This window comes from Variovorax sp. OK212 (assembly GCF_900112425.1).
Classification (GTDB): Bacteria; Pseudomonadota; Gammaproteobacteria; order Burkholderiales; family Burkholderiaceae_C; genus Variovorax.
Genome location: NZ_FOLP01000007.1, coordinates 212,979 through 239,733, shown reverse-complemented (window position 1 = coordinate 239,733; position 26,755 = coordinate 212,979). Strand labels below are relative to the sequence as shown.

22 protein-coding genes are annotated in these 26,755 nt (G+C 67.4%); 4 read left to right on the top strand and 18 right to left on the bottom strand.

Annotation, left to right across the window (positions count from 1 at the left end; translation table 11 throughout):
* Positions 1-14 precede the first annotated feature (14 nt).
* From ispG to BM004_RS21940, 8 genes are all read right to left on the bottom strand, one after another.
* Positions 15-1,295: a flavodoxin-dependent (E)-4-hydroxy-3-methylbut-2-enyl-diphosphate synthase gene (ispG, locus tag BM004_RS21975; protein WP_093123070.1), complete on the bottom strand. Its 1,281-nt coding sequence runs from the start codon at positions 1,293-1,295 to the stop codon at positions 15-17.
* Positions 1,295-2,287, bottom strand: coding sequence for a helix-turn-helix domain-containing protein (locus tag BM004_RS21970; protein WP_093216693.1), 993 nt, complete (start codon positions 2,285-2,287; stop codon positions 1,295-1,297). Before BM004_RS21970 ends, ispG begins: the two co-directional genes overlap by 1 nt.
* Entirely contained in the window at positions 2,280-3,134 is an 855-nt protein-coding gene (pilW, locus tag BM004_RS21965; protein ID WP_093123076.1) for a type IV pilus biogenesis/stability protein PilW, read from the bottom strand. The genes BM004_RS21970 and pilW overlap by 8 nt, the downstream gene beginning before the upstream one ends.
* Before the next feature lie 4 nt (positions 3,135-3,138).
* The gene (rlmN, locus tag BM004_RS21960; RefSeq protein ID WP_093216691.1) at positions 3,139-4,287 is read right to left on the bottom strand and encodes a dual-specificity RNA methyltransferase RlmN; all 1,149 of its coding nucleotides are present in this window, start codon (positions 4,285-4,287) and stop codon (positions 3,139-3,141) included.
* Positions 4,288-4,308: 21 nt separating this feature from the next.
* Positions 4,309-4,734: a nucleoside-diphosphate kinase gene (gene ndk, locus BM004_RS21955; protein ID WP_056521682.1), complete on the bottom strand. Its 426-nt coding sequence runs from the start codon at positions 4,732-4,734 to the stop codon at positions 4,309-4,311.
* Positions 4,735-4,885: 151 nt separating this feature from the next.
* Positions 4,886-6,778, bottom strand: coding sequence for a pseudouridine synthase (locus BM004_RS21950; RefSeq protein WP_093216688.1), 1,893 nt, complete (start codon positions 6,776-6,778; stop codon positions 4,886-4,888).
* Positions 6,775-7,770: an SMC-Scp complex subunit ScpB gene (gene scpB / locus BM004_RS21945; RefSeq protein WP_093216686.1), complete on the bottom strand. Its 996-nt coding sequence runs from the start codon at positions 7,768-7,770 to the stop codon at positions 6,775-6,777. Before scpB ends, BM004_RS21950 begins: the two co-directional genes overlap by 4 nt.
* A 129-nt stretch (positions 7,771-7,899) precedes the next feature.
* Positions 7,900-8,922 carry an RluA family pseudouridine synthase gene (locus tag BM004_RS21940; protein ID WP_371270255.1) on the bottom strand — a complete coding sequence of 341 codons (1,023 nt, stop codon included), beginning with the start codon at positions 8,920-8,922 and terminating at the stop codon, positions 7,900-7,902.
* 35 nt (positions 8,923-8,957) lie between these two features.
* Here BM004_RS21940 and BM004_RS21935 point away from each other — a divergent pair, with 35 nt between their 5' ends.
* Positions 8,958-9,764, top strand: coding sequence for an outer membrane protein assembly factor BamD (locus tag BM004_RS21935; RefSeq protein WP_093123090.1), 807 nt, complete (start codon positions 8,958-8,960; stop codon positions 9,762-9,764).
* A gap of 36 nt (positions 9,765-9,800) precedes the next feature.
* Here the strand turns inward: BM004_RS21935 and BM004_RS21930 are convergent, their stop codons facing one another.
* Positions 9,801-11,915: an ATP-dependent DNA helicase gene (locus BM004_RS21930; protein WP_093123093.1), complete on the bottom strand. Its 2,115-nt coding sequence runs from the start codon at positions 11,913-11,915 to the stop codon at positions 9,801-9,803.
* Positions 11,912-12,115 carry a YdcH family protein gene (locus BM004_RS21925; RefSeq protein WP_093123096.1) on the bottom strand — a complete coding sequence of 68 codons (204 nt, stop codon included), beginning with the start codon at positions 12,113-12,115 and terminating at the stop codon, positions 11,912-11,914. Before BM004_RS21925 ends, BM004_RS21930 begins: the two co-directional genes overlap by 4 nt.
* A gap of 107 nt (positions 12,116-12,222) precedes the next feature.
* Here BM004_RS21925 and BM004_RS21920 point away from each other — a divergent pair, with 107 nt between their 5' ends.
* A complete protein-coding gene (locus tag BM004_RS21920) occupies positions 12,223-12,993 on the top strand; it encodes a PP2C family protein-serine/threonine phosphatase (RefSeq protein WP_093123098.1) in 771 nt (256 codons plus the stop codon).
* Between the two features lie 51 nt (positions 12,994-13,044).
* On the opposite strand, the gene BM004_RS21915 is transcribed toward BM004_RS21920, so the two are convergent.
* The 8 genes from BM004_RS21915 to BM004_RS21880 all read right to left on the bottom strand — a co-directional run bounded on the left by BM004_RS21915 (position 13,045) and on the right by BM004_RS21880 (position 24,179).
* On the bottom strand, positions 13,045-13,719 hold the full coding sequence (locus BM004_RS21915; protein WP_093123100.1) for a hypothetical protein: 675 nt from the start codon (positions 13,717-13,719) through the stop codon (positions 13,045-13,047).
* Positions 13,716-14,816 (bottom strand): cell division protein ZapE, encoded by a 1,101-nt coding sequence (zapE, locus tag BM004_RS21910; protein WP_093123103.1) that lies wholly within the window; start codon positions 14,814-14,816, stop codon positions 13,716-13,718. The genes BM004_RS21915 and zapE overlap by 4 nt, the downstream gene beginning before the upstream one ends.
* A gap of 13 nt (positions 14,817-14,829) precedes the next feature.
* Complete coding sequence (lpdA, locus tag BM004_RS21905; RefSeq protein WP_093216683.1) at positions 14,830-16,257, bottom strand: dihydrolipoyl dehydrogenase; 1,428 nt, start codon at positions 16,255-16,257, stop codon at positions 14,830-14,832.
* A gap of 181 nt (positions 16,258-16,438) precedes the next feature.
* Positions 16,439-17,701 carry a 2-oxoglutarate dehydrogenase complex dihydrolipoyllysine-residue succinyltransferase gene (gene odhB / locus BM004_RS21900; protein WP_093216681.1) on the bottom strand — a complete coding sequence of 421 codons (1,263 nt, stop codon included), beginning with the start codon at positions 17,699-17,701 and terminating at the stop codon, positions 16,439-16,441.
* A 52-nt stretch (positions 17,702-17,753) separates the two neighbouring features.
* Complete coding sequence (locus tag BM004_RS21895; RefSeq protein WP_093216678.1) at positions 17,754-20,630, bottom strand: 2-oxoglutarate dehydrogenase E1 component; 2,877 nt, start codon at positions 20,628-20,630, stop codon at positions 17,754-17,756.
* A 179-nt stretch (positions 20,631-20,809) separates the two neighbouring features.
* Positions 20,810-22,747, bottom strand: coding sequence for a propionate--CoA ligase (locus BM004_RS21890; RefSeq protein ID WP_256219990.1), 1,938 nt, complete (start codon positions 22,745-22,747; stop codon positions 20,810-20,812).
* A gap of 141 nt (positions 22,748-22,888) precedes the next feature.
* Positions 22,889-23,494: an isochorismatase family protein gene (locus BM004_RS21885; protein ID WP_093216673.1), complete on the bottom strand. Its 606-nt coding sequence runs from the start codon at positions 23,492-23,494 to the stop codon at positions 22,889-22,891.
* Positions 23,495-23,528: 34 nt separating this feature from the next.
* Complete coding sequence (locus BM004_RS21880) at positions 23,529-24,179, bottom strand: TetR/AcrR family transcriptional regulator (RefSeq protein WP_093123117.1); 651 nt, start codon at positions 24,177-24,179, stop codon at positions 23,529-23,531.
* A 109-nt stretch (positions 24,180-24,288) separates the two neighbouring features.
* Here BM004_RS21880 and BM004_RS21875 point away from each other — a divergent pair, with 109 nt between their 5' ends.
* Positions 24,289-25,920: a 4-hydroxyphenylacetate 3-hydroxylase family protein gene (locus tag BM004_RS21875; protein WP_093216669.1), complete on the top strand. Its 1,632-nt coding sequence runs from the start codon at positions 24,289-24,291 to the stop codon at positions 25,918-25,920.
* Positions 25,921-25,930: 10 nt separating this feature from the next.
* Entirely contained in the window at positions 25,931-26,740 is an 810-nt protein-coding gene (locus BM004_RS21870; RefSeq protein WP_093216667.1) for an alpha/beta fold hydrolase, read from the top strand.
* The last annotated feature ends 15 nt before the right edge of the window (positions 26,741-26,755 follow it).

The window sequence follows — 26,755 nt, the reverse complement described above, 5'->3', positions numbered from 1 at the left end:
GATCTGCGGAGGTGTCAGGCCGCGACAGCGTGTTCGCCGCCGAAGCGCTTTTCGATGTAGGTTTCGACGAGCTGGTGGAACTCGTTGGCGATATTGTCGCCGCGCAGCGTGAGGGCCTTTTCGCCGTCGATGAAGACCGGCGCGGCAGGCGATTCGCCGGTGCCGGGCAGGCTGATGCCGATGTCGGCATGCTTGCTCTCGCCGGGGCCGTTGACGATGCAGCCCATGACGGCCACCTTCATCGTCTCGACGCCGGGGTATTTCTTGCGCCAGACCGGCATCTGCATGCGCAGGTAGTCGTCGATCTGCTTGGCCAGTTCCTGGAAGGTGGTGCTGGTGGTGCGGCCGCAGCCCGGGCAGGCGGTGACGCTCGGCACGAACACGCGCAGGCCCAGCGCCTGCAGGATCTCTGAGGCGATGACCACCTCCTGCGTGCGCGACTCGCCCGGCTGCGGCGTAAGCGACACGCGAATGGTGTCGCCGATGCCCTCCTGCAGCAGGATCGACAGCGCCGTGGCCGACGCCACCGTGCCCTTGGTGGCCATGCCGGCTTCGGTCAGGCCCAGGTGCAGCGCGTAGTCGCAGCGGCGGGCCAGTTCGCGGTAGACCGAGATCAGGTCCTGCACGCCGCTCACCTTGCACGACAGGATGATCTGGTTGCCGTCCATGCCCATCGACTCGGCCAGTTTGGCGGACTCGATGGCCGAGGTGATGAGCGCCTCGTACATCACCTGCTTGGCGTCCCACGGCTGGGCGCGCCCGCTGTTGACGTCCATCAGGCTGGCGAGCAGCTCCTGGTCGAGGCTGCCCCAGTTCACGCCGATGCGCACCGGCTTGTTCCAGCGCATGGCCGCCTCGATCATCTGGCCGAACTGCTTGTCCTTCTTGTCGCCCTTGCCCACGTTGCCGGGGTTGATGCGGTACTTGCTCAGCGCCTCGGCGCAGGCCGGAAAATCGGTGAGCAGGCGGTGGCCGTTGTAGTGGAAGTCGCCGACCAGCGGCACGTCTATGCCCATGCGGTCGAGCTGCTCGCGGATGTACGGCACCTGCGCGGCGGCCTCCGGCGTGTTGACCGTGATGCGGACCATTTCCGAGCCGGCAATGGCCAGTTCCTTCACCTGGATGGCGGTGCCGATGGCATCGACCGTGTCGGTGTTGGTCATGGACTGCACGCGCACCGGCGCGTCGCCACCCACCGTGACCACGCGCGGGCCCCAGACCACGTTGGCCTGGCGCGAGCGGCGCGCCTTGGGCGCGGCCGATTCGATGGGCACGGGAAGGCTCTCGTTGGTCATCACTTCACCTCGAAACGCGCCACGCCACCGCCCTTGGTGACGGGCTTCAGGTCGAACGGCTGGCCGCGAACCTGCACATCGACGCTCGACGCGCGACCGATCACGACCGAGAGCGGCAACGTGCCCGACAGGCCGAGCGTCTCGCCGGCCTTGAGGCTGCGGCGAAGCAGTTGCTTGCCGCCGGCTTCGCTCACGGTGACCCAGCATTCCTCGCGTGCCACGAAGACGAGTTGCTGGCCGCTGTTCGCGGCGGCTGCCGCGGGTGCAGAAGCTGCGGCCAGCGGCGCCGCGGCAGCGCCCGCGCCGACGGTCCCGGGTGCAGTTGCGGGCGCAGCGGCACTCGCAGCGCCCACGGCTCCCACGGGCCCGCCCGGCGCCACGATCTGCGCGGGAACGCTTTCCGCAACGGTGCCGGGAGCGCTCGGCGCAGCGGAGCCGCCCGCCGGCGCTTCGCCGGTCGAATTGGTGTTGTCGGAGCCGCTGTGCGCCGTCAGACGCGCCACGGTGGCGCCGATCTGGTCGAACACCGACTGAGGCAGCCAGAACAAAGCGCCCGCGCCGATCAGCAGCAGCAGCACGACGGTGAGCAGCGCGCGCGACGGCAGGCCGCTCGAACGGCTGCTGTTGCTGCTCCAGCGCGGCGTGCCCGACGAGATGTTGGTCTTGAGCGTGCGGTCGGCTTCGGCCAACGACACCCGCTGCGTGGTGGGCAGCTTCGCCAGCACCGGCGCCGGGTCGATGCGCAACGCGCGGCACACGCTGCTGGCCAGCGCGCGTGCAAAGACCGGGTCGGGCAGCGACGCGATGTCGTCCGCCTCGAGCGCCAACAGTTTTTGCGGCGGCACCTTCAGCGCGGCCGCCACCATTTCGATGTGCAGGCCATGGGCCTCGCGTGCCTCGCGAAGCAGGTCGCCGGCCGTCTTGTGCGTGTTGTCGCCTTCCGCCAGCGGCTGTGCCACGGAAGTGCCGAACTCCGAAACCCGATCAATCATTGAAATTCCCGCGCTCGTACGCTGATGCCTCCCGCGATTGGGGGAAACGTCGTTGCAGTTGGCCTCCCAACTGCGCTGCGGCCTCGCGGTTGTTGAGCTTTCGTTCGACCCTGATGCCGAGCCAGAGCGTTTCCGAACTGGCCGCGGCGCTGTTGTTGACCCGGCGAATGTAGAACTGCGCGCGCGTCCACTCTTCGCGCTGCGCCAGCACCGAAGCCAGGTTGAAGCCGACCACCGGATTGCCGGCGTCGATCTCGTAGGCCTGCATAAGGCTGCGCTCGGCCTGCACCCGCTGGCCGGCCTTGAGCTCGCACACGCCCTGCGTCATCAGCGTCTTGGCGCGGTCGGCGTAGCTGGGCACGGCAAGCGCTTCGTTGAACTGCGCGGCCGCGTCGCCGAAACGGTTCTGCTGGCACAGCAGCCAGCCGTAGTTGTGGCGTGCATTCGCGTCGCGCGGACTGATGGCGATGGCACGGCGGAAGCTGTCTTCGGCCATGCCGGCGTCGTCCAGCCGCATGTAGACCAGGCCGCGCAGGTTGTAGGCGTCGGCGTTGTTCGGGTCGGCGACCAGCGCCTGCTTGATCTCGTCGAGCGCCACGGTCGTCTGGCCCTGCTCGAAGTAGCCCGAAGCGAGCTCCATGCGCAGGCGCGCACGGCGCTGGCGGGAACTCTCGTCGGACTCGGTCACGATCTCGTTGCCCTTGCTCGAGCTGTTGTCGGCAAGGCTGGTGGTGGTGGTCCGCGTATTCACGCAGCCCGAGAGCAGTAACGCCACGGCGACACCGGCAAGGCCCACGGCAAGCAGCCGCTGCGCATTCACGGTCGTCATCGGAAAGGCCATGCTCATTGTTTCAGTGCTCCTGGGGGGTGGTCTTGCGAACGGGATGCAAAACGATGGGGCGCTCCGTGGCGCGGCGCTGGGCCATGCGTTCGGCCGCACGGGTGCGGTCCTTGACGTCGCCGGCGAGCTGGCCGCAGGCGGCATCGATGTCGTCGCCGCGCGTCTTGCGCACGGTGGTCACGAGTCCGGCTTCGCTCAGCGTCTTGGCGAACGCCAGCACGCGCGGTTGCGGCGAGCGCAGCAGGCCCGACGCCGGAAACGGATTGAACGGAATCAGGTTGAACTTGCACGACACGTCGTGCTTGCGCACCAGCTCGATGAGCTGGCGGGCGTGTTCGGGCTGGTCGTTGACGCCGTCGAGCATGCAGTACTCGAAGGTGATGAAGTCGCGCGGCGCATGCACCAGGTAGCGCTTGCAGGCCTCGAGCAGCTCGGCAATAGGGTACTTGCGATTGAGCGGCACCAGGTCGTCGCGCAGCGCGTCGTTGGGCGCATGCAGCGAGACGGCCATGGCGACGGCGCAATCGGTGCCCAGGCGGTCGATCATGGGCACCACGCCAGAGGTCGACACCGTCACGCGGCGGCGCGACAGCCCGTAGGCGTTGTCGTCGAGCATGGTGCGCAGCGCGGGCACGAGCGCCGAGTAGTTCTGCAGCGGCTCGCCCATGCCCATCATCACCACGTTGGAGATGACGCGCTCGCTGCGCTTGAGGTGCTTGCGAAGGAAGTGTTCGGCAAACCACAGCTGGGCGACGATTTCGCCCGTGCTGAGGTTGCGGCTGAAGCCCTGGTGCCCCGTGGAGCAGAAGCGGCAACCGACCGCACAGCCGGCTTGGGACGACACGCACAACGTGCCGCGGTCGTCCTCGGGAATGAATACGGCTTCGACGGCATTGCCGTCACCGACGTCGAACAGCCACTTGATCGTGCCGTCCTTGGATTCGTGCTGCGTGAGGACCGGCAAGGCCTCCACGCGCGCGGTGGTCGCGAGCTTCTCGCGAAGCGACTTCGCCAGATCGGTCATCTGGGTGAAGTCGCTGGCGCCACGCTGGTGGATCCAGCGGAACAGCTGCGTGGCGCGGAATTTCTTCTCGCCGAGTTTTTCGCAGAACGCAGCCAACCCCTCGAGATCGAATTCGAGCAGATTGGCCGTGGTCATGGAATCGGTCGAGATGCGGCTTCAGCGTGCGTAGACGTTGAGGCCGGCGAAGAAGAAAGCGATTTCGTTCGCTGCGGTTTCGGGAGCGTCCGAACCGTGAACGGCGTTGGCGTCGATGCTGTCGGCGAAGTCGGCGCGGATGGTGCCGGCGGCTGCCTTCTTGGGATCGGTCGCGCCCATCAGGTCACGGTTCTTGGCGATGGCGTTGTCGCCTTCGAGCGCCTGCACGAACACCGGGCCCGAGATCATGAACTCGACCAGGTCCTTGAAGAAGGGACGTTCCTTGTGCACGGCGTAGAACTGTTCGGCTTCGTTGCGCGACAGGTGCACCAGCTTGGCGGCCACGACCTTGAGGCCGGCGGCTTCAAAACGGGAAACGATCTTGCCGATCACATTCTTGGCAACTGCGTCGGGCTTGATGATGGAGAGGGTACGTTCGATAGCCATTGAGTGCTTCCTGGAGCTTGATTTTGAAGTGTTTTGTCACAACCGCAACACTCTTGTTGCGTCGCATGTCGACAAAGCCTCTGATTTTAACCGGCGCGGCCTTGCGGATTGGTGAAAACCCCGCGAAAGGCCGCGCTGTGGCGGCAGGCTTTCAGCGCCCGCGGCGCCGTCCGCCACCCTGCCCGGCCGGACCACCGTAGCCGCCCCCACCGCCGCCACCGCGGCGCCCACCCGGGCCTCCGCGCTGTTCCTTGCGCTGACGCGAAAAGCTGTCGGCGCCGATGTAGCCCAGCGAGGTCTTCATCGGATCGGGCTGGTTGGCGCCGGTGGGCTGGCGGTCTTCGCCCTGGCGATTGCCACCGCCCTGCCCTTGGCGATTGCCGCCACCACCGCCACCACCACCACCGCTGTTGCCGGCGTTGCCGCGGCGGCCCTGCCCTTGCGGCGGACCGCCGTTGCCGCCACCGCGATTGGCGCGCCCGCCCCGATCGCCGCGCGGCGGACGACCGTCGCCCAGCGGATTCGGGATCGGCGCCTCGCGCCCGCCGTCGTCGCGCATCTCGCGCGGCGCCTGGCCGCCGCCGGCGTTGCGGTTGCCGCGGCGCTTCTTGTTGCGTCCGTTGCGGCCGTTGCTGCCACCACCGTCCTGTCCTGGACCGCGCTGCTGCGGGGCTGGACGCGCCGCGGCACCGCCCGACGCCTGGAACAGCGCGCGGATGTCGCGCTCGTCGAGCTCCATCCAGGCGCCGCGCTTCAGGCCGCGCGGCAGCACCATCGCGCCGTAGCGGATGCGGATCAGCCGGCTGACCGCATGGCCCACCGACTCGAACAGGCGGCGCACCTCGCGGTTGCGGCCTTCGGAAATGGTCACGCGGTACCAGCAGTTGGAGCCTTCGCCGCCACCGTCTTCGATGGCGCCGAACTGCGCCATGCCGTCGTCCAGGCGCACGCCGTCGAGCAGCTTCTGCTTTTCCTCGCTGGTGAGCGCGCCCAGCACGCGCACCGCGTACTCACGCTCCAGGCCGAAGCGCGGGTGCATGAGCTGGTTGGCCAGGTCGCCCGAGCTGCTGAACAGCAGCAGGCCTTCGGTGTTCAGGTCGAGGCGACCGACCGACTGCCACTTGCCCTGTTGCAGGCGCGGCAGCTTGCGGAACACCGTCGGCCGGTTCTGCGGGTCGTCGTGCGTGACGACTTCGCCCACCGGCTTGTGGTACGCGATGACGCGCGGCGGCGGGGGCGCGATACGGAAGCGGATCGGCTTGCCGTTGATCTTGACCTGATCGCCGAACTGGATGCGCTGGCCGATGTGGGCCGGCTCGTTGTTGACGGAGATGCGGCCCTGGAGGATCAGCTGCTCCATTTCGAGCCGCGAGCCGAGGCCGGCCTGCGCCAGCACCTTGTGCAGCTTGGGCGAATCGGCCTCGGGCAGCAGCACGCGCTTGAGCGGCGGGACCTCGGGGCTTTCCTCGTCGGCGTCGAACTGGCCGGAGATGACGTCGGCGAAGCGGATCGGCTCGGGCGGCAGCGCATTGCGCTGCTCGCGCTCGGCGGCGCGGCGGGCACGGTCGAGGTCGTCCTCTTCCTCGTCGGGCTCTTCTTCGTCTTCTTCGTCCTCTTCGTCGTCCTCGTCGTCGCGACCGGCTTGCTCGGCGCGCGGCTCCTGGCGGGCTTGCGGAGCCACCGGCGCGGGTGCCGGCTCTTGCGCGGGAGCCTCGGCGACGGGCGCTTGCACCTCGACAGCAGCGGCCGCGGCCACCACGGGTTCTGCAGCTTCAGGGGCATCCGCCACCGCTGGTGCTTCGGGCGCTTCGGCAGTTGCAGCGGCCTCATCGACCACCACCTTCTTCTTGCGTGGCGCACGCGGCTTCTTCGGCGCTTCGGCCTCGACGGGCGCAACGACTTCCGGCGCTGGCTCCGCGGCCTCCGGCGCTACCGATTCAGTAGCAGCACCCGCAGCCTTCTTGGGCGTGGTCGCCCTTTTCTTCTTTTTGACTTCGGGCTCGGCAGGCAGCATTGCCGCGTCTTCGGTGTCGGTTGTGCTCATGAGGTTTTTCCGGAGGAAGGAGCGTGAGGGTCGGCCTCGTCCGGGGACGGGGCATCGGGTTCTGGCGCCGGGGCCGGGGCCTGCGCGGAATCGGGTTCCGGCTCGGCGGCGGGTTCGGCGGCGCCTTCAATGTCAACGGTGGGCGAGGCTTGCGGCACGTCGTCTTCGGCGGCGGCATCCTCGGCAAATTGCGCTTGCGCGGCTTCGACGGCCTCGGCCGCTTCAGCTGCTTCGGCCGGTTCAGCCACTTCCGCTGCTTCAGCCACTTCCGCTGCTTCAGCGGCCTGGGCGGGTTCCGGCAGGACCTCGGCGACGGCGGCCTCTTCACCCAGCAGCGCGCCCGGGTCCGAAGCGTCCTGCCCCGTGGCGTCCGCATCGCCTTCGATGGAGACCGCATCGGCTTGCGGTGCGGCGTCCATCGGCAGCCCCTGCTGCTCGCCCGAGGCCCGCTCCAGCGCATCGACCAGGGCCGCCTGCTGCGCGGGCGTCTCGATCAGCGGCAACTGGTCGAGCGAGGCCAGGCCCAGGTCGTCCAGGAACTGGCGCGTGGTCGCGAACAGCGCCGGCCGGCCCACCGTTTCGCGGTGCCCGATGACCTCGACCCAGCCGCGGTCCTCGAGCTGCTTCAGGATCATCGAGTTGATCGTGACGCCGCGGATGTCTTCCATGTCGCCGCGCGTCGCCGGCTGGCGGTACGCAATGATGGCCAGCGTCTCGAGCGCGGCGCGCGTGTAGCGCGGCGGCTTCTCGGGGTGCAGGCGATCGAGGTGGTCGCGCATCTCGGGCCGGCTCTGAAAGCGCCAGCCGCTGCCGACGCTCACAAGCTCCAGGCCGCGCTGCGCCCAGTCTTCCTGCAATTCAAGCAACAGCACCTTGATGGTGTCCACACCCAGTTCGTCGTCGAACAGCACGCGCATGTCGCGCACCGGCAGCGGCTGGCTCGAACAGATCAAGGCGGTTTCGAGAATGCGCTTGGCATCCGCCGTATTCATGGTTCGCGTTATCCGGGAAAAGGCGCCTCGGGGGCGCTTGTTCAGAAGGATGAAAGGAGTAGGCGTTGCAGGCACGCGGCAAATGCAACGCAAGGCCGGTCTTGGGTGACCAGCGCGGCTCTCGGGCCGTCAGGCGCGATTGTAATCCAGCCCCCAGGTCTGCAAAGCCTGGGCCAGGTCGGCCGGCGGCGCCGAGCGGAACTCCGTCGGCGCTTGCGTGACGGGGTGCACGAAAGCCAGCCTGAAGGCATGCAGCGCCTGGCGTGACAGGCCGACGGCCGGGGCGCCGCCATACAGCGCGTCGCCAACCAGCGGATGGCCGATCGACGCCATGTGCACGCGGATCTGGTGGGTGCGGCCCGTTTCGAGCGTGCAGCGCACGGCGCAGCCCTCGGAATGGCTGTCGAGCCGCTCGATCAGGGTGCGTGCCGTCTTGCCCGCATGGCGCTCCAGATCGACCACGGCCATGCGCAGCCGGTTGCGCGGATCGCGGCCGATGGGCGCGTCGACCTGCCGTGCGGCGGCGCCCTCCCAGGGCTTGTGGCCGATCGCCAGGTACTGCCGCTTGACCTCGCGCGCGGCGATGAGCGCCACCATCGCATCCATGGCCGCCCGGGTGCGCGCCACCACCATCAGCCCGCTGGTGTCGCGGTCGAGCCGGTGCACGATGCCGGCGCGCGGCAGCAGCACGGCCTTCGGGTCCAGCGCCAGCAGGCCGTTGAGCAACGTGCCGCTCCAGTGCCCCGGCGCGGGATGCACGACCAGCCCCGCGGGCTTGTCGATGATGCGCAGGTGCTCGTCCTCATGCACGGTGACGATGTCCATCGCCTCGGGCCGGAAGGCCTGGCTCTGGGGCGTGGGGCGCAATTCGATGCGGCCGGCCTGCCCAGCTTTCACCGCGGCGGAGACCTTCTTGAGCGTGCGGCCCTGGAGCTCGACCGCTCCGGCCTCGATCAGCTGCTGCAGGTAGCTGCGGGAAAATTCGGGCACCAGCGCGGCGAGCGCGCGGTCCAGCCGCTGGCCATGCTGCGCCGCGTCAATGGTGAAGGGGCGCAGTTCGCTGGGCTCGATGGGGTCGGCGCCCTCCTCGAGTTCGGCCGCCTCGGCGGACTCGGGGCCTTCGGGGATCGGGCCCGAAGGGCCGGTCGATATAATTGAGGGTAACTGTTTCACGAAAGCCGTATGTGATGTTTCGCGCCAAATTATCGGTCCCCACCTGGATCGCGCTCAGCGCGGCGGCTCTGCTAGCAGCTGGCTGCTCGTCGACCTCCGTCGACAAGACCGCGAACTGGAGCCCCAACCGCATCTACGCGGAAGCCAAGGACGAAGCCGGCTCGGGCGCCTACGACAAGGCCGTGCCGCTCTACGAGAAGCTCGAAGGCCGTGCCGCCGGCACGCCGCTCGCCCAGCAGGCCCAGCTCGAAAAGGCCTATGCCCAGTACAAGTCGGGTGAAAAGGCCAGCGCCATTTCCACCATCGACCGCTTCCTGAAGTTGCACCCGGCAAGCCCCGCGCTCGACTATGCGCTCTACCTGAAGGGCGTGATCAACTTCAACGACGACCTCGGCATGTTCGCCTTCATGACGCGCCAGGACCTGTCCGAGCGCGACCAGAAGGCCGCCAAGGAATCGTTCGAGTCCTTCAAGGAACTCGTGACGCGCTTCCCCGATTCGCGCTACGCCCCCGACGCGCGCCAGCGCATGAACTACATCGTGAACTCGCTCGCGCAGTACGAAGTTCACGTGGCTCGCTACTACTACTCGCGCGGCGCCTACCTGGCCGCCATCAACCGCGCGCAGGTCGCACTGTCCGACTACCGCGAAGTGCCCGCACTCGAAGAAGCGCTGTTCATCATGGTCAAGTCGTACGACGCGCTCGGCATGAAGGACCTGCGCGACGACACGCAACGCGTGCTGACCACGAACTACCCGCAGAGCACCTACCTCGCCAACGGCTTCAAGGGCAAGGACGACCCTTGGTGGAAGCTCTGGTAAGTCCAGAACCCGCGCGGCGCGCTCGGCGCGCGCCGCTCAGTTCCTGAGCGCGTCCAGCGCGGCGTCGAAGTCCGCTTCGCTCTCGAGCCGCCGCATCGGCGGCAGCGCCGCCAGCAACCGGCGGCCATAGCCCATGGCGACCAGGCGCGTGTCGCAGATGGCGAGTACGCCGCTGTCGGTTTCCCGGCGAATCAAACGCCCCGCCCCCTGCTTGAGCGCAACCGCCGCCTCCGGCAGCGAGTAGTCGGCAAACGAACTCCTGCCTTGCGATTCGAGCCGCTGCGAGCGTGCCTCGACCAGCGGATCGTTCGGCGGCGGGAACGGCAGCTTGTCGATCACCACCAGCTGCAGCGCGTCGCCCGGCGCGTCGAACCCCTCCCAGAACGATGCCGACGCCACGAGCACGCAGCCCGCGCGCCCGGCGCTCGCACCCTCGCGGAAGCGGTCCATCAGCACGCGCTTGGGCAGCTCGCCCTGCACCAGCACCTCGGGCCTCGATGCGGCATCGAGCAGCTCGAAGTGCTGCTTCATGGTGTCGCCGATGGTGCGCAACGCGCGCAGCGTGGTGGTCAGCACCAGCGTGCGTCCGCCAAGCTCGGTGGCGCCGCGTGCCGCCAGTTGGGCGACCTTTTGACTGTGCGAGGGATCGTTGGGCTTCGGAAAAGCGCGCGGCACATAGAGCGCGGCCTGCGAGGCGTAGTCGAACGGACTCTGCACGCGCAGCACTTCCGCGTCGTGCAGGCCGCAGGGCTCGGTGAACCAGCGCAGCGTGGGCTCGTCGCCCAGCGTGGCGGAGGTGAAGACCCAGGCGCGCCCGCCGTTTTCGTGCGATGGCACTTCCTGGCCTGCTGAACGGCCCTGGCCCTGGTCCAGGCCCTGTTCCTGCCGCTCGCCATAGGCGTCAAGGTCGTCGTCCATGCCATCGCCGTCATCGGCCCCAGCCTCGACGATCTTGAGCACGCGCTTGCGCATGGCATCGGCAATGTCCAGCGGCGATTCGATCAGCCGCAGCTGCGAACCCACGTCGACCCAGCGCACCGAATCGACCTCGCAGGGCAAGGCGAAACGCGCGGCGCGTTTTGCGAGCTGCCGCGCCCGCTCGTGCAGGCGCACGAAGTCGGGCGAGATCTCGCTGACGGTGGCAATCCCTTCGGCCGCCAGCTCGAACGAATGCTGCAGGTCGTCGAGCGCGCGCTGCCAGGCGTCGGCATCGACACCTTCCGGCGATGCGCCGAGCCAGCGCAGCTTGGCCCCGGGCCATTGCTTGCCGACCACCAGGCGCAGCTCGCGCGCGGCGCGTTCGACGCCGCCCACCAGTTGCTGCCAGTCGACCAGCCCGCGCGCGTGCTGCAGGCCCGCGCCGAGCATGTCGCGCGCGAAATCGAGCGCCTGGCCGCTGCCGAGTTGCGCGCCCAGGAACTGCACGCCGGTCTCGTTGAGCTGGTGCGCTTCGTCGAAGACGACCACGCTCACGGTCGGCAGCAGTTCCGCCATGCCGGTCTCGCGCACCGCGAGGTCGGCAAAGAACAGGTGGTGGTTGATGACGACGATGTCGGCCGCCAGCGCTTCTCGCCGCGCCAGGTTGACGTGGCACGACTTGAATTGCGGGCACTGCGCGCCCAGGCAGTTCTCGCGCGTGGAGGTGATCAGCGGAATCAGCGGCGAGCGTTCGTCCAGCCCCGGCAGCTCGGCCAGGTCGCCGGTGCGCGTGGCCTTCGACCACTGCTCGATCTTGGCCAGCGTGCGCAGGCTGCCGCGCTCGGGCAGCGAGGCGTCGTGGCGCGCCATGTCGAGCCGGTGCAGGCACAGGTAGCTGCCGCGCCCCTTGAGGAGGGCCGTGCGCACCGGCAGGCCGAAGGCCTCCACCAGCCGCGGCAGGTCACGGCCGAACAGCTGGTCCTGCAAGGTCTTGGTGGCGGTCGACAGCAGCACGCGTTCGCCGCTCAGCAGGGCCGGCACGAGGTACGAGAAGGTCTTGCCCACCCCGGTGCCCGCCTCGACCACGAGCACACCGCCCTGGTCGATGGTGCGGGCCACGGCGATGGCCATTTCGGTCTGGCCCGAGCGTTCACGGAATTGTTCGGCGGCGCGCGACAGCACACCGTCTTGCGCGAAAGCGTCGCGCACCTTGTCTTCGAGCGCGCCCATCAGGCCGGTTCTTTCGGGTCGAGGTCGTTTTCGAGGCGCGTGATCTGATCGCGCAGCGCGAGGCGGCGCTTTTTCAGGCGCCGCAGCAGCAGCTCGTCTTGCGGCGAGCCTTCGGACAGCCGGTCGATGGTGGCGTCGAGGTCGGCATGCTCGATGCGCAGCTCGATCAGCTGGCGGGAGAGGGAGTGAAGATTGGAGTCCAACGGTGGGGTGCGCACGCTGTGTTTTCGCGGCGCTTGTTCATTCGATAATACGTCCTGACACGAATCCCCGAGAAGACAGAAACACGCGCTTCAGGCGCCCATGCCTCATGACTCAAGGCTTTCGACTTGCAGCGGCCACCGGACTCCACAAGGGAGACCGCCCCTACCAACAGGACCAGGTGCTCATGATGAGCCACCCGCGCGTGCCTGGCTGCGTGCTCGGCCTCGTGGCCGACGGCATGGGCGGCCGCAGCGGCGGGCGCAAGGCGTCCGACCAGGTGCTGATGACGGCGCGCCAGCTCTTCACCCGCTACCAGCCTGGCCGCGACGACCCGCAGGCCGTGCTCCGGCAGATCCTGGAAGACTCGCACACGGTCATCAAGCTCACCGCCGTCTCCAGCGAGCAGGAGCCGCACAGCACGCTGGCGGCCTTCCTGATGACCCCGAAGGGCGACTGCGCCTGGATCCACGCGGGTGACTCGCGCATCTACCACTTCCACGACGGGCAGCTCGTCATGCGCACGCGCGACCATTCGTACGTGCAGGTGCTGATCGACCGCGGCGAGATCACCGAGGCCGAGGCCAACATCCATCCGCAGGGCAACATCCTGCTCGGCTGCCTGGGCATGGCGACCACGCCGCCGCCCGTCGACCCGTACTACATCCCGAAACTGCAGGCCGGCGACCTGCTGATGGCCTGCAGCGACGGCCTGTGGCACTACTTCAGCCCGGAAGAGATGGCCAGCGTGCTGTATTCGCAGCCGCCGCGCGACGCGGCCGAAATCCTGGTGGGTGAAGCGCGGCGCCGGGCCCGCGGCACCGGCGACAACCTCTCGATTGCCATCCTGAAACTGGACGCGATCCCCGCCCCCGCCTGAACGGCGAAAGCCCACCGCCCTCACCCGTTCGGCGTCACCCGGTCAGCGCGATCAGCGGGCGGGTGCGGATGCCGCCGATGCCGGCGGGGGTGGCGGCAGGGGCGCCCCACGCGGCTTGTCGCGGTTCGCGTTCTGGCGCTCGCGGCTGGCCCTGTGCTCCTCGGCGCGCCGCTGTTTTTCCTCGAAGCGATTGGCGACCGCCGGCGCATCGGCCTGGCGTTGCGCCGCCTTGGCCTGCTCGGTGGCATGGGTCTGCTGCTTGGATTGGAACTGGCGCTCGCGCTCGGCCCCTTCGGCCGCGGTGGCTGCACGGCTGGTGGCATGGTCGGCGGCGCGCTGTTCGCGTTCCTTCTGGTTCTGCGCCGATTGCTCCTGCTTTTCGGGCACGTCGACCGAGCGTTGCGTGCCGGCCTTCTGGTCGAGCTTCTGCAGTTCCGCCGCGCCGCTGCGCTGGCGCTGGATGTCGTTGATCGCGGTTTCCTGCCGCTTGATGTTGTCGGTTTCCTTGCGGCGGCGGCTGCGGCTTTCGCGCAGGCAGTCTTCCACCGCGAACTTCTTGTAGCAGGCGGCCCGCTCTTCGACGAAACGCTTCTCGATGGTCTCGCGCTCGGTGGAGAGCCTGCGCTTCTCCCCCTCGAGATCGGCATTGCCCGTCGCGGCGTTGGACTGCGCCCACAACGGCAGGCTGGCCAGCGTCATGAGCAGGGCAAGAGCGAATTTTTTCATGTGAGTCGGGTGTCGACGATGCGGCGTTCCAGGGCAAGAAACTCGCTCGACTGCATTTCAGTGAGCCGGGAGACCGTGCGCGGAAACTCGTGCGACAGCGGCCCCTCGGTGTACAACGCCTCGGGCGGAACCTCGGCCGACATGATGAGCTTGCAGCGCCGGTCGTACAAGACGTCCACCAGCCAGGTGAAACGGCGTGCTTCGGAGGCCATGCGCACCGGCATGTGCGGCACGTCGGACAGCAGCACCGTGTGGTACTGGCTGGCGATCTCCAGGTAGTCGTTCTGCGAGCGAGGGCCGCCGCACAGCGTCTTGAAGTCGAACCAGACCACGCCGCCGGCCTTGCGCAGCGCGCGGATCTCGCGCTGCTCGATGTGAAGAATGGGGCTTTCGTCGGCCGTCTCGGCCAGCTTGTCGAAGGCCTTGCGCATTTCCTTCTCGGCCGACGCGTCGTTCGGCGTGAGGTACATGCGCAGTTGCTCGAGCGTGCGGCGCCGGTAGTCGGTGCCGTTGTCCACGCTCAGTACCTCGAGCTTCTCGTTCAGAAGCGCGATGGCGGGCAGGATGCGGTCGCGGTGCAGCCCACCCGGGTAAAGATCGTCGGGCTTGAAGTTCGAGGTGGTGACGAAACCCACGCCGTTCTCGAACAGCGACACCAGCAGCCGATGAAGAATCATCGCGTCGGTGATGTCCGCCACGTGGAACTCGTCGAAGCAGATCAGCTTGTAGCGCTTGGAAATGCGCAGGCCGAGCTCGTCGAGCGGATTGACCGTGCCCTGCAGTTCGCGCAGTTCGCGGTGCACCTCGCGCATGAACTCGTGGAAGTGCAGGCGCGTCTTGCGCCGCAGCGGCACGGCGTTGAAGAAGAGGTCCATCAGGAAGCTCTTGCCCCGCCCGACGCCACCGTACATGTAGACGCCGCGCGGAAGCTCCGGCCGGTTGATGAACTTCTTCAGCGCATTCGAACGCTGGGCCTTGTACGCGGCCCATTCGTTGGCGCAGCGATCCAGCGCCTCCACGGCGTGCAGCTGCGCGGGATCGGCATGGAACCCGCGCGCAGCGAGTTCCGCCTCATAGGCCTGTTTGACGCTGGTCAAGAGAAACGGGAGCTCAGAAGTTCAGCGTGCGCTTGTCCACGGCAAGTGCCGCTTCCTTCGTGGCTTCCGACAGCGACGGGTGCGCGTGGCAGATCCGGGCGATGTCCTCGGCGCTGGCCTTGAACTCCATCGCCACCACGGCTTCGGAGATCAGCTCGCTGACCTGCGGGCCCACCATGTGCACGCCCAGGATCTCGTCGGTCGTGGCGTCGGCCAGGAACTTGACCATGCCGGTCGTGTCGCCCAGCGCGCGCGCGCGGCCGTTCGCCAGGAACGGGAAGGTGCCGGCCTTGTAGGCGCGGCCTTCGGCCTTGAGCTGCTGTTCGGTCTGGCCGACCCACGCGATTTCGGGGTGCGTGTAGATCACCCACGGAACCGTGTTGAAGTTGACGTGACCGTGCTGGCCGGCAATGCGCTCGGCCACGGCAACGCCCTCTTCCTCGGCCTTGTGCGCCAGCATCGGGCCGCGCACCACGTCACCGATCGCCCACACGTTGGGCAGGTTGGTCTTGCACTCGCCGTCGACGTTGATCGCACCGCGCTCGTCCAGCGCGAGGCCCACGGCTTCGGGGTTCAGGCCGATGGTGTTGGGCACGCGGCCGATCGACACGATCAGCTTGTCCACGTCCAGCGTCTGCGCTTCGCCCTTGGCGTTGGTCCAGGCGATCGACACGCCCTTCTTGCCCGACTTGATCTCGCCGACCTTCACGCCGAGTTCGATCTTCAGGCCTTGCTTGTCGAAAGCCTTCTTGGCTTCCTTGGCGATCTGCTCGTCCACCGCGCCCAGGAAGGTCGGCAGTGCTTCCAGCACCGTGACTTCCGAGCCGAGGCGGCGCCACACCGAACCCATTTCGAGGCCGATGACGCCCGAGCCGATCAGCGCCAGCTTCTTCGGCACGGCGCCCATGCGCAGCGCGCCGTCGTTGGAGAGGATGTTTTCCTCGTCGAAGGCCGCACCGGGCAGCGCGCGGGCGTTGGAGCCCGTGGCCACGATGATGTGCTTGCCGACGATGGTTTCCTCGGCGGCGCCAGCCACCTTGATCTCGTAGCCGCCTTCAGCGGCCTTCACGAACGAGCCACGGCCGTGGAACGACGAAATCTTGTTCTTCTTGAACAGGTAGGTGATGCCGTCGTTGTTCTGCTTCACGACCTGGTCCTTGCGGGCCAGCATCTTGCCGATGTCGAGCGACAGGCCCGACACGTTGATGCCGTGGTCCGCAAAGCCGTGGCCGGCGTGGTCGAAGTGCTCCGACGATTGCAGCAGTGCCTTCGAGGGGATGCAGCCGACGTTGGTGCAGGTGCCGCCGAGTGCGGGACCGCCCTTGGCGTTCTTCCACTCGTCGATGCAGGCCACGTTGAAGCCGAGTTGAGCGGCGCGGATGGCGGCAATGTAGCCGCCGGGGCCGCCGCCGATGACGATCACGTCGAATTGTTTGGACATGGATTCTTTCTAAGGTTTCGTACAGCCGGACCCTGTCGGTCGAGGGCGTTCGAGGCAAGGCCCGTCGGCGAGCACCCGGGCAACCGGCTTTGCCGGGCCGCCGGGTGCGCCCCCTCAAGACGGCTCAAGTGGTCTCAAAGGGGCAGGCGGCTGTACGAAGTGAGCAAGCAACGGGGGTGGGTCAGATGTCGAACAGCAGGCGCGACGGATCTTCCAGCGCTTCCTTCATGGCGACCAGGCCCAGCACGGCTTCGCGGCCGTCGATGATGCGGTGGTCGTAGCTCATGGCGAGGTAGTTCATCGGGCGGATCACGATCTGGCCGTTTTCCACCACCGCGCGGTCCTTCGTGGCGTGCACGCCAAGAATGGCCGACTGGGGCGGGTTGATGATCGGGGTCGAGAGCATCGAGCCGAAGGTGCCGCCGTTCGAGATGGAGAACGTGCCGCCGGTCATGTCTTCGATGCCCAGCTTGCCGTCTTGCGCCTTCTTGCCGAACTCGGCGATCTTCTTCTCGATGTCGGCAAAGCTCATCTGGTCGGCGTTGCGCAGGATCGGCACCACCAGGCCACGCGGCGAACCGACAGCGATACCGATGTCGAAGTAGCCGTGGTACAGGATGTCGTTGCCGTCGACCGAGGCGTTGATCACCGGGTACTTCTTCAGCGCGTGCACGGCGGCCTTCACGAAGAAGGACATGAAGCCGAGCTTCACGCCGTGTTCCTTGGTGAAGCTGTCCTGGAAGCGCTTGCGCAGGTCCATGACCGGCGCCATGTTGACTTCGTTGAACGTCGTCAGGATGGCGTTGGTCGACTGCGATTGCAGCAGGCGCTCGGCGATGCGCGCGCGCAGGCGGCTCATCGGCACGCGCTGTTCCGGACGCTCGCCCAGGTCGGGCGCGCCGGCCGGTGCGCTCACCTGCGGCAGCGCGGGCTTGGCAGCCGGTGCGGCCACGGTGGCAGCGGCAGCGGGCTTGGCACCCGAGGCCACGGCGCCGAGCACGTCGCCCTTGGTGACGCGGCCGTCCTTGCCGGTACCGGCCACGTCGCCGGTCTTCAGGTTGTTGTCGGCCAGCAGCTTGGCGGCGGCGGGCATGGCCACGTCGGCCTTCGAACCGCCGGTGGCGGCGGCAGCGGCGGCCGGAGCAGGCGCGGCAGCTGCCGGGGCAGCAGCGGCGGTGGCGGGCGCGGCGGCCGAAGCCTTGCCTTCGGTGTCGATCCTGGCGATCAGCTGTTCGGCGATCACGGTGGCGCCGTCGGGCTGCACGATTTCGACCAGCACGCCAGCCGAAGGCGCGGGCACTTCCATCACGACCTTGTCGGTCTCGATCTCGATCAGGATTTCATCGACGGCGACGGCTTCGCCGGCCTTCTTCTTCCACGTGAGCATGGTGGCTTCGGCCACGGATTCGGAAAGCTGGGGGACTTTGACTTCTACGATAGACATTTGGAGTGAGCTCCGATTTGTTCTTGAGGTATTCGTGTGAAAGGGACAGGTTTTACTTGGTCAGCACGAAGCCCTTGAGCTTGCCAAACGCGCCATCGACGAGCGCCTTCTGCTGTTCCTGGTGCAGGTGCGAGTAGCCCACCGCCGGCGATGCCGAAGCGGCGCGGCCGGAGTAGCCGAGCTTCTGGCCGTCCTGCATGTTTTCGTGGATGTAGTGCTGCACGAAGAACCAGGCGCCCTGGTTCTGCGGCTCGTCCTGGCACCACACCACGTCCACGAGGTTCGGGTACTTCTTGATTTCCGCGGCAAACGCCTTGTGCGGGAACGGATAGAGCTGCTCGACGCGGATGATCGCCACGTCGTCGTTACCCTGCTCCTCGCGCTTCTTGGCCAGGTCGTAGTAGACCTTGCCCGAGCAGGCGATCAGGCGCTTGACCTTCTCGGCCTTCAGGCCCTTGCTGTCCGGAATCACCGTCTGGAAGCTGCCCTTGGTGAACTCGGCCAGCGGGGACGTCGCGTCCTTGTTGCGCAGCAGCGACTTGGGCGTGAGGATGATCAGCGGCTTGCGCAGGTTGCGCACCATCTGGCGGCGCAGCACGTGGAAGATCTGGCTGGCCGTGGTGGGCTGGACCACCTGCATGTTGGTGTCCGCGCTCAGCTGCATGAAACGCTCCAGGCGCGCCGAGCTGTGCTCGGGGCCCTGGCCTTCGTAGCCGTGCGGCAGCATCATGGTCAGGCCGTTGACGCGGCCCCACTTCACTTCGCCCGAGGCGATGAACTGGTCGATCACCACTTGCGCGCCGTTCACGAAGTCGCCGAACTGGGCTTCCCAGATCACGAGCGTGTTCGGGTCGTTCGAGGCGTAGCCGTATTCGAACGCGAGCACGGCTTCTTCCGACAGGATCGAGTCGATCACGACGAACGGAGCCTGGTTCTCGGCGACGTTCTGCAGCGGCGTGTAGGTGCCGGTGTCGAACTTCTCGCGGTTCTGGTCGTGCAGCACGGCGTGGCGGTGCGTGAACGTGCCGCGGCCCGAGTCTTCGCCCGACAGGCGGATCGGATAGCCGCTGGCCACCAGCGAGGCGAAGGCCATGTGCTCGCCCATGCCCCAGTCGACGTTGACGTCGCCGCGGCCCATGTTGGCGCGGTCGTCCAGCACCTTCTTCACGAGCGGGTGCACCGTGAAGCCTTGCGGCACGGTGGTTATCTTCTCGGCCAGACGCTTCCACTCGGTGGACGGAATGGCGGTGTCGCCGGCGTCGGTCCACTTCTTGTTGAGGTACGGGCTCCAGTCGACGGCGTACTTGCTCTTGAAGTTGGTGAGCACGGGGTCGACGGTGTTCTTGCCTTCGTCGAAGGCGGCGCGCTGCGCCTTGACCATGTCGTCGCCGAGCGTGTCGCCCAGGCCTTGCGTGGCCAGCTTGTCGGCGTACAGCTTGCGCGTACCGGGGTGCTGGGCAATCTTCTTGTACATCAGCGGCTGGGTGAGCGACGGCGTGTCCTGCTCGTTGTGGCCCAGCTTGCGGAAGCAGATGATGTCCACGACCACGTCCTTCTGGAATTCCATGCGGAAGTCCAGCGCGAGCTGGGTGGCGAGCACCACGGCTTCGGGGTCGTCGCCGTTCACGTGCAGCACCGGTGCCTCGATCATCTTGACGATGTCCGAGCAGTACAGCGTCGAGCGGCTGTCGCGCGGGTCGCTGGTGGTGAAGCCGATCTGGTTGTTGATGACGATGTGCACCGTGCCGCCGGTGGAATAGCCACGGGTCTCGGCCAGTGCCAGCGTTTCCATCACGACGCCCTGGCCTGCGAAGGCGGCGTCGCCGTGAACGATCACGGGCAGCACCTGCTTGCCCAGCGGGTCGCCGCGGCGGTCCATGCGCGCGCGCACCGAGCCTTCGACCACGGGGTTCACGATTTCAAGGTGCGAGGGGTTGAACGCGAGGCTCAGGTGCACCGGGCCGCCGGGGGTGGTCACGTCCGAGCTGAAGCCCTGGTGGTACTTGACGTCGCCGCTGGGCAGGTCTTCGGGTGCGGTGTGGTCGAACTCGGCGAACAGGTCGGCGGGCATCTTGCCCAGCGAGTTCACCAGCACGTTCAGGCGGCCGCGGTGGGCCATGCCGATCACGATTTCCTGCACGCCCTTGGCGCCGGCCTGGTTGATCAGCTCGTCCATCGAGACGATGAAGCTCTCGCCGCCTTCGAGCGAGAAGCGCTTCTGGCCGACGTACTTGGTGTGCAGGAAGCGCTCGAGGCCTTCGGCGGCCGTGAGGCGGTTGAGCACGTGCTTCTTCTGCTCGGCGCTCAGCTTGGGGTTGGTGCGGGCGCTTTCGAGCCGCTGCTGCCACCAGCGCTTGTGGTTCTGGTCGGTGGTGTACATGTACTCGGCACCCATCGTGCCGCAGTACGTTTCACGCAGTGCGTTGAGCAGGTCGCGCAAGGACATGGTGTCCTTGCCGAAGAATGTGTTGCTGGTGTTGAACACCGTCTCGAGGTCGGCGTCGGTGAAGCCGTAGAACGAGGGTTCGAGTTCCGGAATGGAAGGACGCTCGGCGCGCTTGAGCGGGTCGAGGTCGGCCCAGCGGGCACCGACGTTGCGGTAGGCGGCAATCAGCTGCTGGACGGCGGTGCGCTTGCGGCCGAGCTCGGAGTCGGCGCCGCTGGCCACCACGACCTTGGTCGTGCCCTGCTTCGCGCGTTCGGCGAAGGCATTGATGACGGGCAGGTGGGGAACGTCGCGGGTGTTCGTGCCGTCGCCGGCGGGAACGTTCTGCAGGGCGTCGAAATACGAACGCCAGTTGTCAGGCACGCTGCCGGGGTTGGAGAGGTAGTTTTCATACATCTCTTCGACATAGGGCGCATTGCCGCCGAAGAGGTACGTGTTGCCTTGATAGGCGGTATACGCCGAGGGCGTCGATGAATCGCTCATGATCCGCTGACCTTCGCTTCCCTGAAGGAAGCACTAGCTGGTTAAGAAACCTTCCGCGACACGGCTGAACCGGTTGGCGGATGCGACTGTGGCTGGGGAAGGGCCTGAGTACCTTGGCATTGTGCCACGTCAACCATATGACGGTTCGAAGGGCCTGTGCAACCCCCATTGGGGAGATCTCAGCCGTGACTTAGTAACTGTTTGATCTGCTCCAGCGTCGACGGGTCGTCGATGGTGGTCAGGTCGCCCGGGTCGCGCTGCTCGCACACGGCCTGGATGGCGCGGCGCAGCAGCTTGCCGCTGCGGGTCTTGGGCAGGCCACTTACAAAGCGCACGCGGGCCGGCCGCGCCAGCGCGCCGAGTTGGTCGGCCACCAGCTTCATGATCTCGCCTTCGAGCTTGAGCGCCACGTCGGCATCGCCCGCGGCCTTGCCGTCCTTGGGCACGACGAAGGCCATCGCGACCTGACCCTTCAGCGCATCGGCCACGCCGACCACTGCCACCTCGGCCACGTTGGCGTGGCCAGAGATGCTCTCCTCGATCTCGCGCGTGCCCAGCCGGTGGCCCGCCACGTTGATCACGTCGTCGGTGCGCCCGAGGATGTAGAAGTACCCGTCTTCATCGCGAATGCCCCAGTCGAAGGTCGAATAGACCATCTTGCCGGGCACGCTCTTCCAGTAGGTGTTCACGAAGCGCGCGTCGTCCTTCCACACGGTCTGCATGAAGCCCGGCGGGGTCGGCCCCTCGACCACGACCACGCCCTTCTCGTTCGCGCCGGTCAGTTCCTCACCAGTCGATTCGTGCAGGATCTTGATGCGGTAGCCGTACATCGGCACGCCCGGGCTGCCGAACTTGCTGGCCTTGGCCTCCACGCCGTTGGCGATGGTGATCATCGGCCAGCCCGATTCGGTCTGCCAGTAGTTGTCGATGATCGGCACGCCCAGCCCTTCGCTGATCCATCGGGCCGTGGGTTCGTCCAGCGGCTCGCCGGCCAGGAACAGCGCGCGCAGGGTCGACAGGTCGTATTTCTTCAGCAGCGCCGGGTCCTGCTTCTTGAGCACGCGCACCGCCGTGGGCGCGCTGAACATCACCGTCACCTTGTACTTCTCCACCAGCCGCCACCAGATGCCGCCGTCGGGCTGCCGGTCGATGCCCTGGGTGGGCAGGCCCTCGTACATGATCGTCGCCATGCCGGCGATCAACGGGCCGTAGACGATGTAGCTGTGGCCCACCACCCAGCCGATGTCGCTGGTCGAGAAGTAGGTTTCGCCGGGCCGGCCGTCGAAGATGTGCTTCATGCTGGCCGCCAGCGCCACCGCATAGCCGCCCACGTCGCGCTGCACGCCCTTGGGCTTGCCGGTGGTGCCGCTGGTGTAGATGGTGTAGCTGATGTCGGTCGAGGCCAGCCAGGTGCAGGGCACCTCGGCGCCCAGGTGTTTCTGGCGCAACTGGGCCGCCAGATGGTCGCGTCCCGCTACCATATTCATAGCAGCAAGACCTCGGTCGGTCAGCAGCACGGCCGAGGGCTTGTGCGCCGACAGCCTGATCGCCTCGTCCAGCAGCGGCTTGTACGCGATGACCTTGCCCGCGCGCGCGCCCGCGTCGGCGCTCACGATCACCTTCGGCGCGGCGTCCTCGATGCGCGTGGCCAGCGAGCCGCTGGCGAAGCCGCCGAACACCACGCAATGGATCGCGCCGATGCGCGCGCAGGCCAGCATGGCGAACGCGGCCTCGGGAATCATCGGCATGTAGATGAGCACGCAGTCGCCCTTGCCCACGCCCAGTTCCAGCAGGCTGGCCGCGGTGCGCTGCACCTCGGCATGCAGCTCGGCGAAGCTGTAGCTCTTCTCCACGCCGGTCTCGGTGGAAACGAAGATCAGCGCGGGCTGGTCGCCTCGCGCCGCCAGGTGACGGTCGACGGCGTTGTGGCACAGGTTGGTCGTGCCGCCGACGAACCAGCGCGCAAAAGGCGGGTTGCCGGCGTCGAGGATCTGCTGCGCGGGCGTCTGCCAATCGATCAGCTTCGCCTGCTCAGCCCAAAAGGCTTCGGGCGCGTCGACGGACTGGCGATGGAACTCTTCGTAGCGGCTCATCTGGGCTTGTCTCCTGTGATGTATTCGGTTCCGGCGGCATCGCCAAAACTGAATTCATAATTATGGAGATCGATCTTGCAGGAAGCTGACGACCGGGACAACCCGGGCCAGCCCATCCCAGCTTCATCCAGCTTCATCCCGGCGCCACGCAGCGCCGCTGCCGGCTCAGCGAATCAGCGTTTGCAAGTCACGGAAGGCCGGGTGCTCCGCGGTGCGCAGCCACTCGAAACCGACCATCTCGGTCGTCACGAGTTCGGCGCCGGCACCCGCCAGGCGGTCGAAGGCGGCGTCGCGGTTGCGCTCGGTGCGCGAGCTGCAGGCATCGGTGACCACCCAGACGTCGAACTCGTCTTCCAGCAGGTCGAGCGCCGTCTGCATCAGGCAGACATGCGCTTCGCAGCCGGCAATGACGATGGTGTTGCGCTCTTCGGCCGCGGCCTGGGGCTTCTGCAGGTGCTTGGGCAGGCTGCGGGCGTTGCCTTGCGGCGCGGCCTTGGCCGGTGCGCGCAGCCATTCGCCGAGCCCCTCTTCCACGCCGCTGAAATGCATCTTCGCGAGCGTCTTGCGGCACAGCGCACGAATGTCGGGCAGGTTCTCGCCGAGCTTGGACGGGTTCTGTTCGGTGCCCCAGACGGGCACGTCGACCATTGCCGCCATCTTGCCGAGGCGCACCGCGTTCGCTGCCACGGCCTCGTTCTCGAAGATGGCCGGCATCAGGCGGGCCTGGTAGTCGACCAGCACGAGTTGGGATTGCGAGGCGTCGAGCAGCATGAACAGTTTCTTTCTTCTGGAGGTTTGGATTGGGCTAAACCGTACCACCGAAAAGACCGAGTTGGCCCGCATGGGCCGCAACGCGCTGAACGAGTTGCGCCACGTAGGTCTTGAACAGCGCGTCGGCCGACTGCCTGAACATGCGGATGCGCCCGGTGTGCTGCATCAGCAGCAGGCCCACGCCGTGCGCGAACAGCGAGGTGTTCTCCTGCAGAGCGCCGTCGGCGTCGAGCCCCATGGCCTGCAGCGCGTCTTCGCAGGGGCGTAGCGCCTGGCGCAGGTGGTCGTTGAGTTCGTTGTCGAGCTCGCTGGTCAGGCCGCGCGGGCGCATCCCTTGCACCAGGTAGAAGCCCAGGTCGAGCTCGCGCGGGTTCGCGGCATAGAAGTCGAACCATGCCTGCGCCTTGGCGGCGAGCGTGCGCTCGGGGTGGCCGTCGAACACCGGTGCGTCGGTCACCGCGGCCTGCAGCCGCTGGATGGATTCGTCGAGCAAGGCCGCGTAGATCGCCTCCTTGCTCTCGAAGTACGAATAGATGGCGCCCGGCGTGTAGCCGGCCTTGCGGGCGATCTCGCGAATGCTCGCGCCCTCGATGCCGGCCTCCAGGAAGACCGCGCGCGCGGCGTCGAGCACGAGCGCGCGACGGGCGTCGGTGAGCGCCTGGCGGCGCTGGAGATTGGCTTGCATGGGCGGCACTATAGCCCTCGAATTGATCGTCGATGCATTTTTTTGATCATTGATCTAAAAATTGAACAGTGTTTAAATTCCAGCACAAAACACCCACGGAGACAGCCCGATGAATGCCCCACTGCCCGCCGCAGCCCTCATGTCTGGCGCCGATTACCGCGAATCCCTGCGCCGCTACCGCCCCACGGTGTTCGTGGACGGCCGCCGCGTCGACAGCGTGGCCGACGAGCCCGCGTTCCAGCCCGGCATCAATGCCATCGCGCTCACCTACGACCACGCGCTGAAGAAGGAATACGAGCCGCTCATGACCGCGGTGCAGCACACCAGCGGCAAGCGGGTGAACCGGCTGTCGCACCTCAACACCGGCGCGGGCGACCTGCTCAACAAGCTCGAGGCCGTGCGGCTGGTGTGCCAGGAAACCGGCTGCGCCCAGCGCTACCTGACGCACGACGCGCTCAACGCCATCGGCCAGGTGTCGGCGCGCATCGACGACGCGCGCGGCAGCACCGAGCACACCGCGCGCTTCCACGAGTACCTGCACCGCGTGCAGGACCAGGACCTGACGCTCGGCGTGGCCATGACCGACGCCAAGGGCGACCGCAGCCGGCGCCCGCACGAGCAGGCCAACATCGACAGCTACCTGCACGTGGTGGAGCGCAACGCGCGCGGCATCGTCATCTCGGGCACCAAGGCGATCGTGACCGGCGCGCCCTACGTGCACGAGCTGCTGGTCATGCCCTGCCGCAACATGGGCAAGGAAGACGCCGACTTCGCCGTGTGCTGCGCCGTGCCGCTGGACGCGCCGGGCCTCACCATCGTCGCGCGCCCGGCGGGCCGGCCCGGCGAAAAGCTCGAACACGGCGACGCGCTGTTCAGCCGCAAGTACGGCCAGAGCACCGGCGTGTGCATGTTCGACAAGGTGTTCGTGCCGTGGGAGCGCGTGTTCTACGCCGGCGACAACGGCACCTGGGAGCACTCCGGCCACCTGACCTACAGCTACGCCACGCACCACCGCCACAGCTGCATCGGCGCGCGCGCCGGCTTCGGTGATTTGCTGATCGGCGCTGGCGCATTGATGTGCGAGGCCAACGGCTTCGACCCCGGCAAGGAAAGCCACCTGCGCGAGCAGATGGTCGAGCTCATCACCATCACCGAAAGCTTCTTCGCCTGCGGCGTGGCGGCCAGCGTGTACGGCAAGGCCGATGAACACTGCGGCATCTTCATGCCCGACCCCGTGTTCAGCAACATCGGCAAGCTGCTGCTGGCCACCAAGATCTACGACATGCACCGCATCGCGCACTACGTGAGCGGCGGCCTCATCGTCACCCTGCCCGGCCCCGACGAAGACCACAACCCCGAGACCGCCGCGCGCCTGTCGGACGTGCTGCGCGCCAACCCGGCCATTCCGTACGAACAGCGCATCGAGACGGCCCGCTTCATCGAGGACCTGACGGCCGGCTACCAGGGCGGCTGGTACAGCGTGATCAGCCTGCACGGCGGCGGCTCGCCCGCGGCCATGAAGCAGGAAATCTGGCGCAACTACCCGGTCGGCTCGAAGGTGGAGCTGGTCGAGCGCATCCTCGAACGCGGCATTGGGTCTGACGGCTCGCCCGCCGCCGCGCCGCACGACCCGGGCCGCGCCATCACCCGCAACCGCCAGCCCGGCAAGTGCTGCGACACGGGCTGCACCACGCCGGGCCAGCCCGTGATGGTCGACCTGCCGGCGACGCGGCGCACCTAGACTGCGGCACATGAAGCTCTTCTTCTCGAAACGGGTGTGCCTGGCGGCGCTGGGCGTGGGCGCCGCCGCGCTCCTCGTCGCCGCGTGCGGCGGCGTGCGCAAGACCACGGCACCGCTGGCGACCTCGCTCGAGAAAAGCAGATGCACGCGCAATGCCGACACGCTGCTGGTGATGCTGCCCGGCGCGTACTCGGCGCCCGGCGAGTTCGAGCGCGAGGGCTTCGTGCGCGCGGTGCAGGACAACCGCGTCGCGGCCGACGTGATGCTGGTCGACGCGCACCTCGGCTACTACAACGACAAGACCATCCTCGAACGCCTGAGCGCCGACGTGGTCGCCCCGGCGCGCAGCCACGGCTACCGCCACATCTGGCTGGTCGGCATTTCCGTCGGCGGCTTCGGCAGCCTGCTGTATGCGCAAACGCATCCCGGCGAGCTGGCCGGCGTGGTGACGATCGCGCCGTACCTCGGCGAGCGCGTGCTCAGCACCGACATCGCCAATGCGGGCGGGCTCGCCAGATGGACCGGGCCGCTGGAAGACCCGCCCGGCAGCAACCCGCGCACGCCGAACGAAACCCAGCTCTGGCAATGGCTGCGCGGCTACGTGGGCTTCACGCAGACGGCGGCCGCGCGGCCGCCGCTGTACCTGGGCTACGGCGTGGACGACCGCTTCGCGTTCAGCCATCGCCTGCTGGCCGCGGCCTTGCCGGCCGAACGCGTCTTCACGACCGAAGGCGGCCACGACTGGCCCGAGTGGACGCGCCTGTGGCTGCGCATGCTGCCGACGCTGCCGCTGCCCACTTGCCCGGCGACCCCGGGCTGAAACGGGCTGAGACGG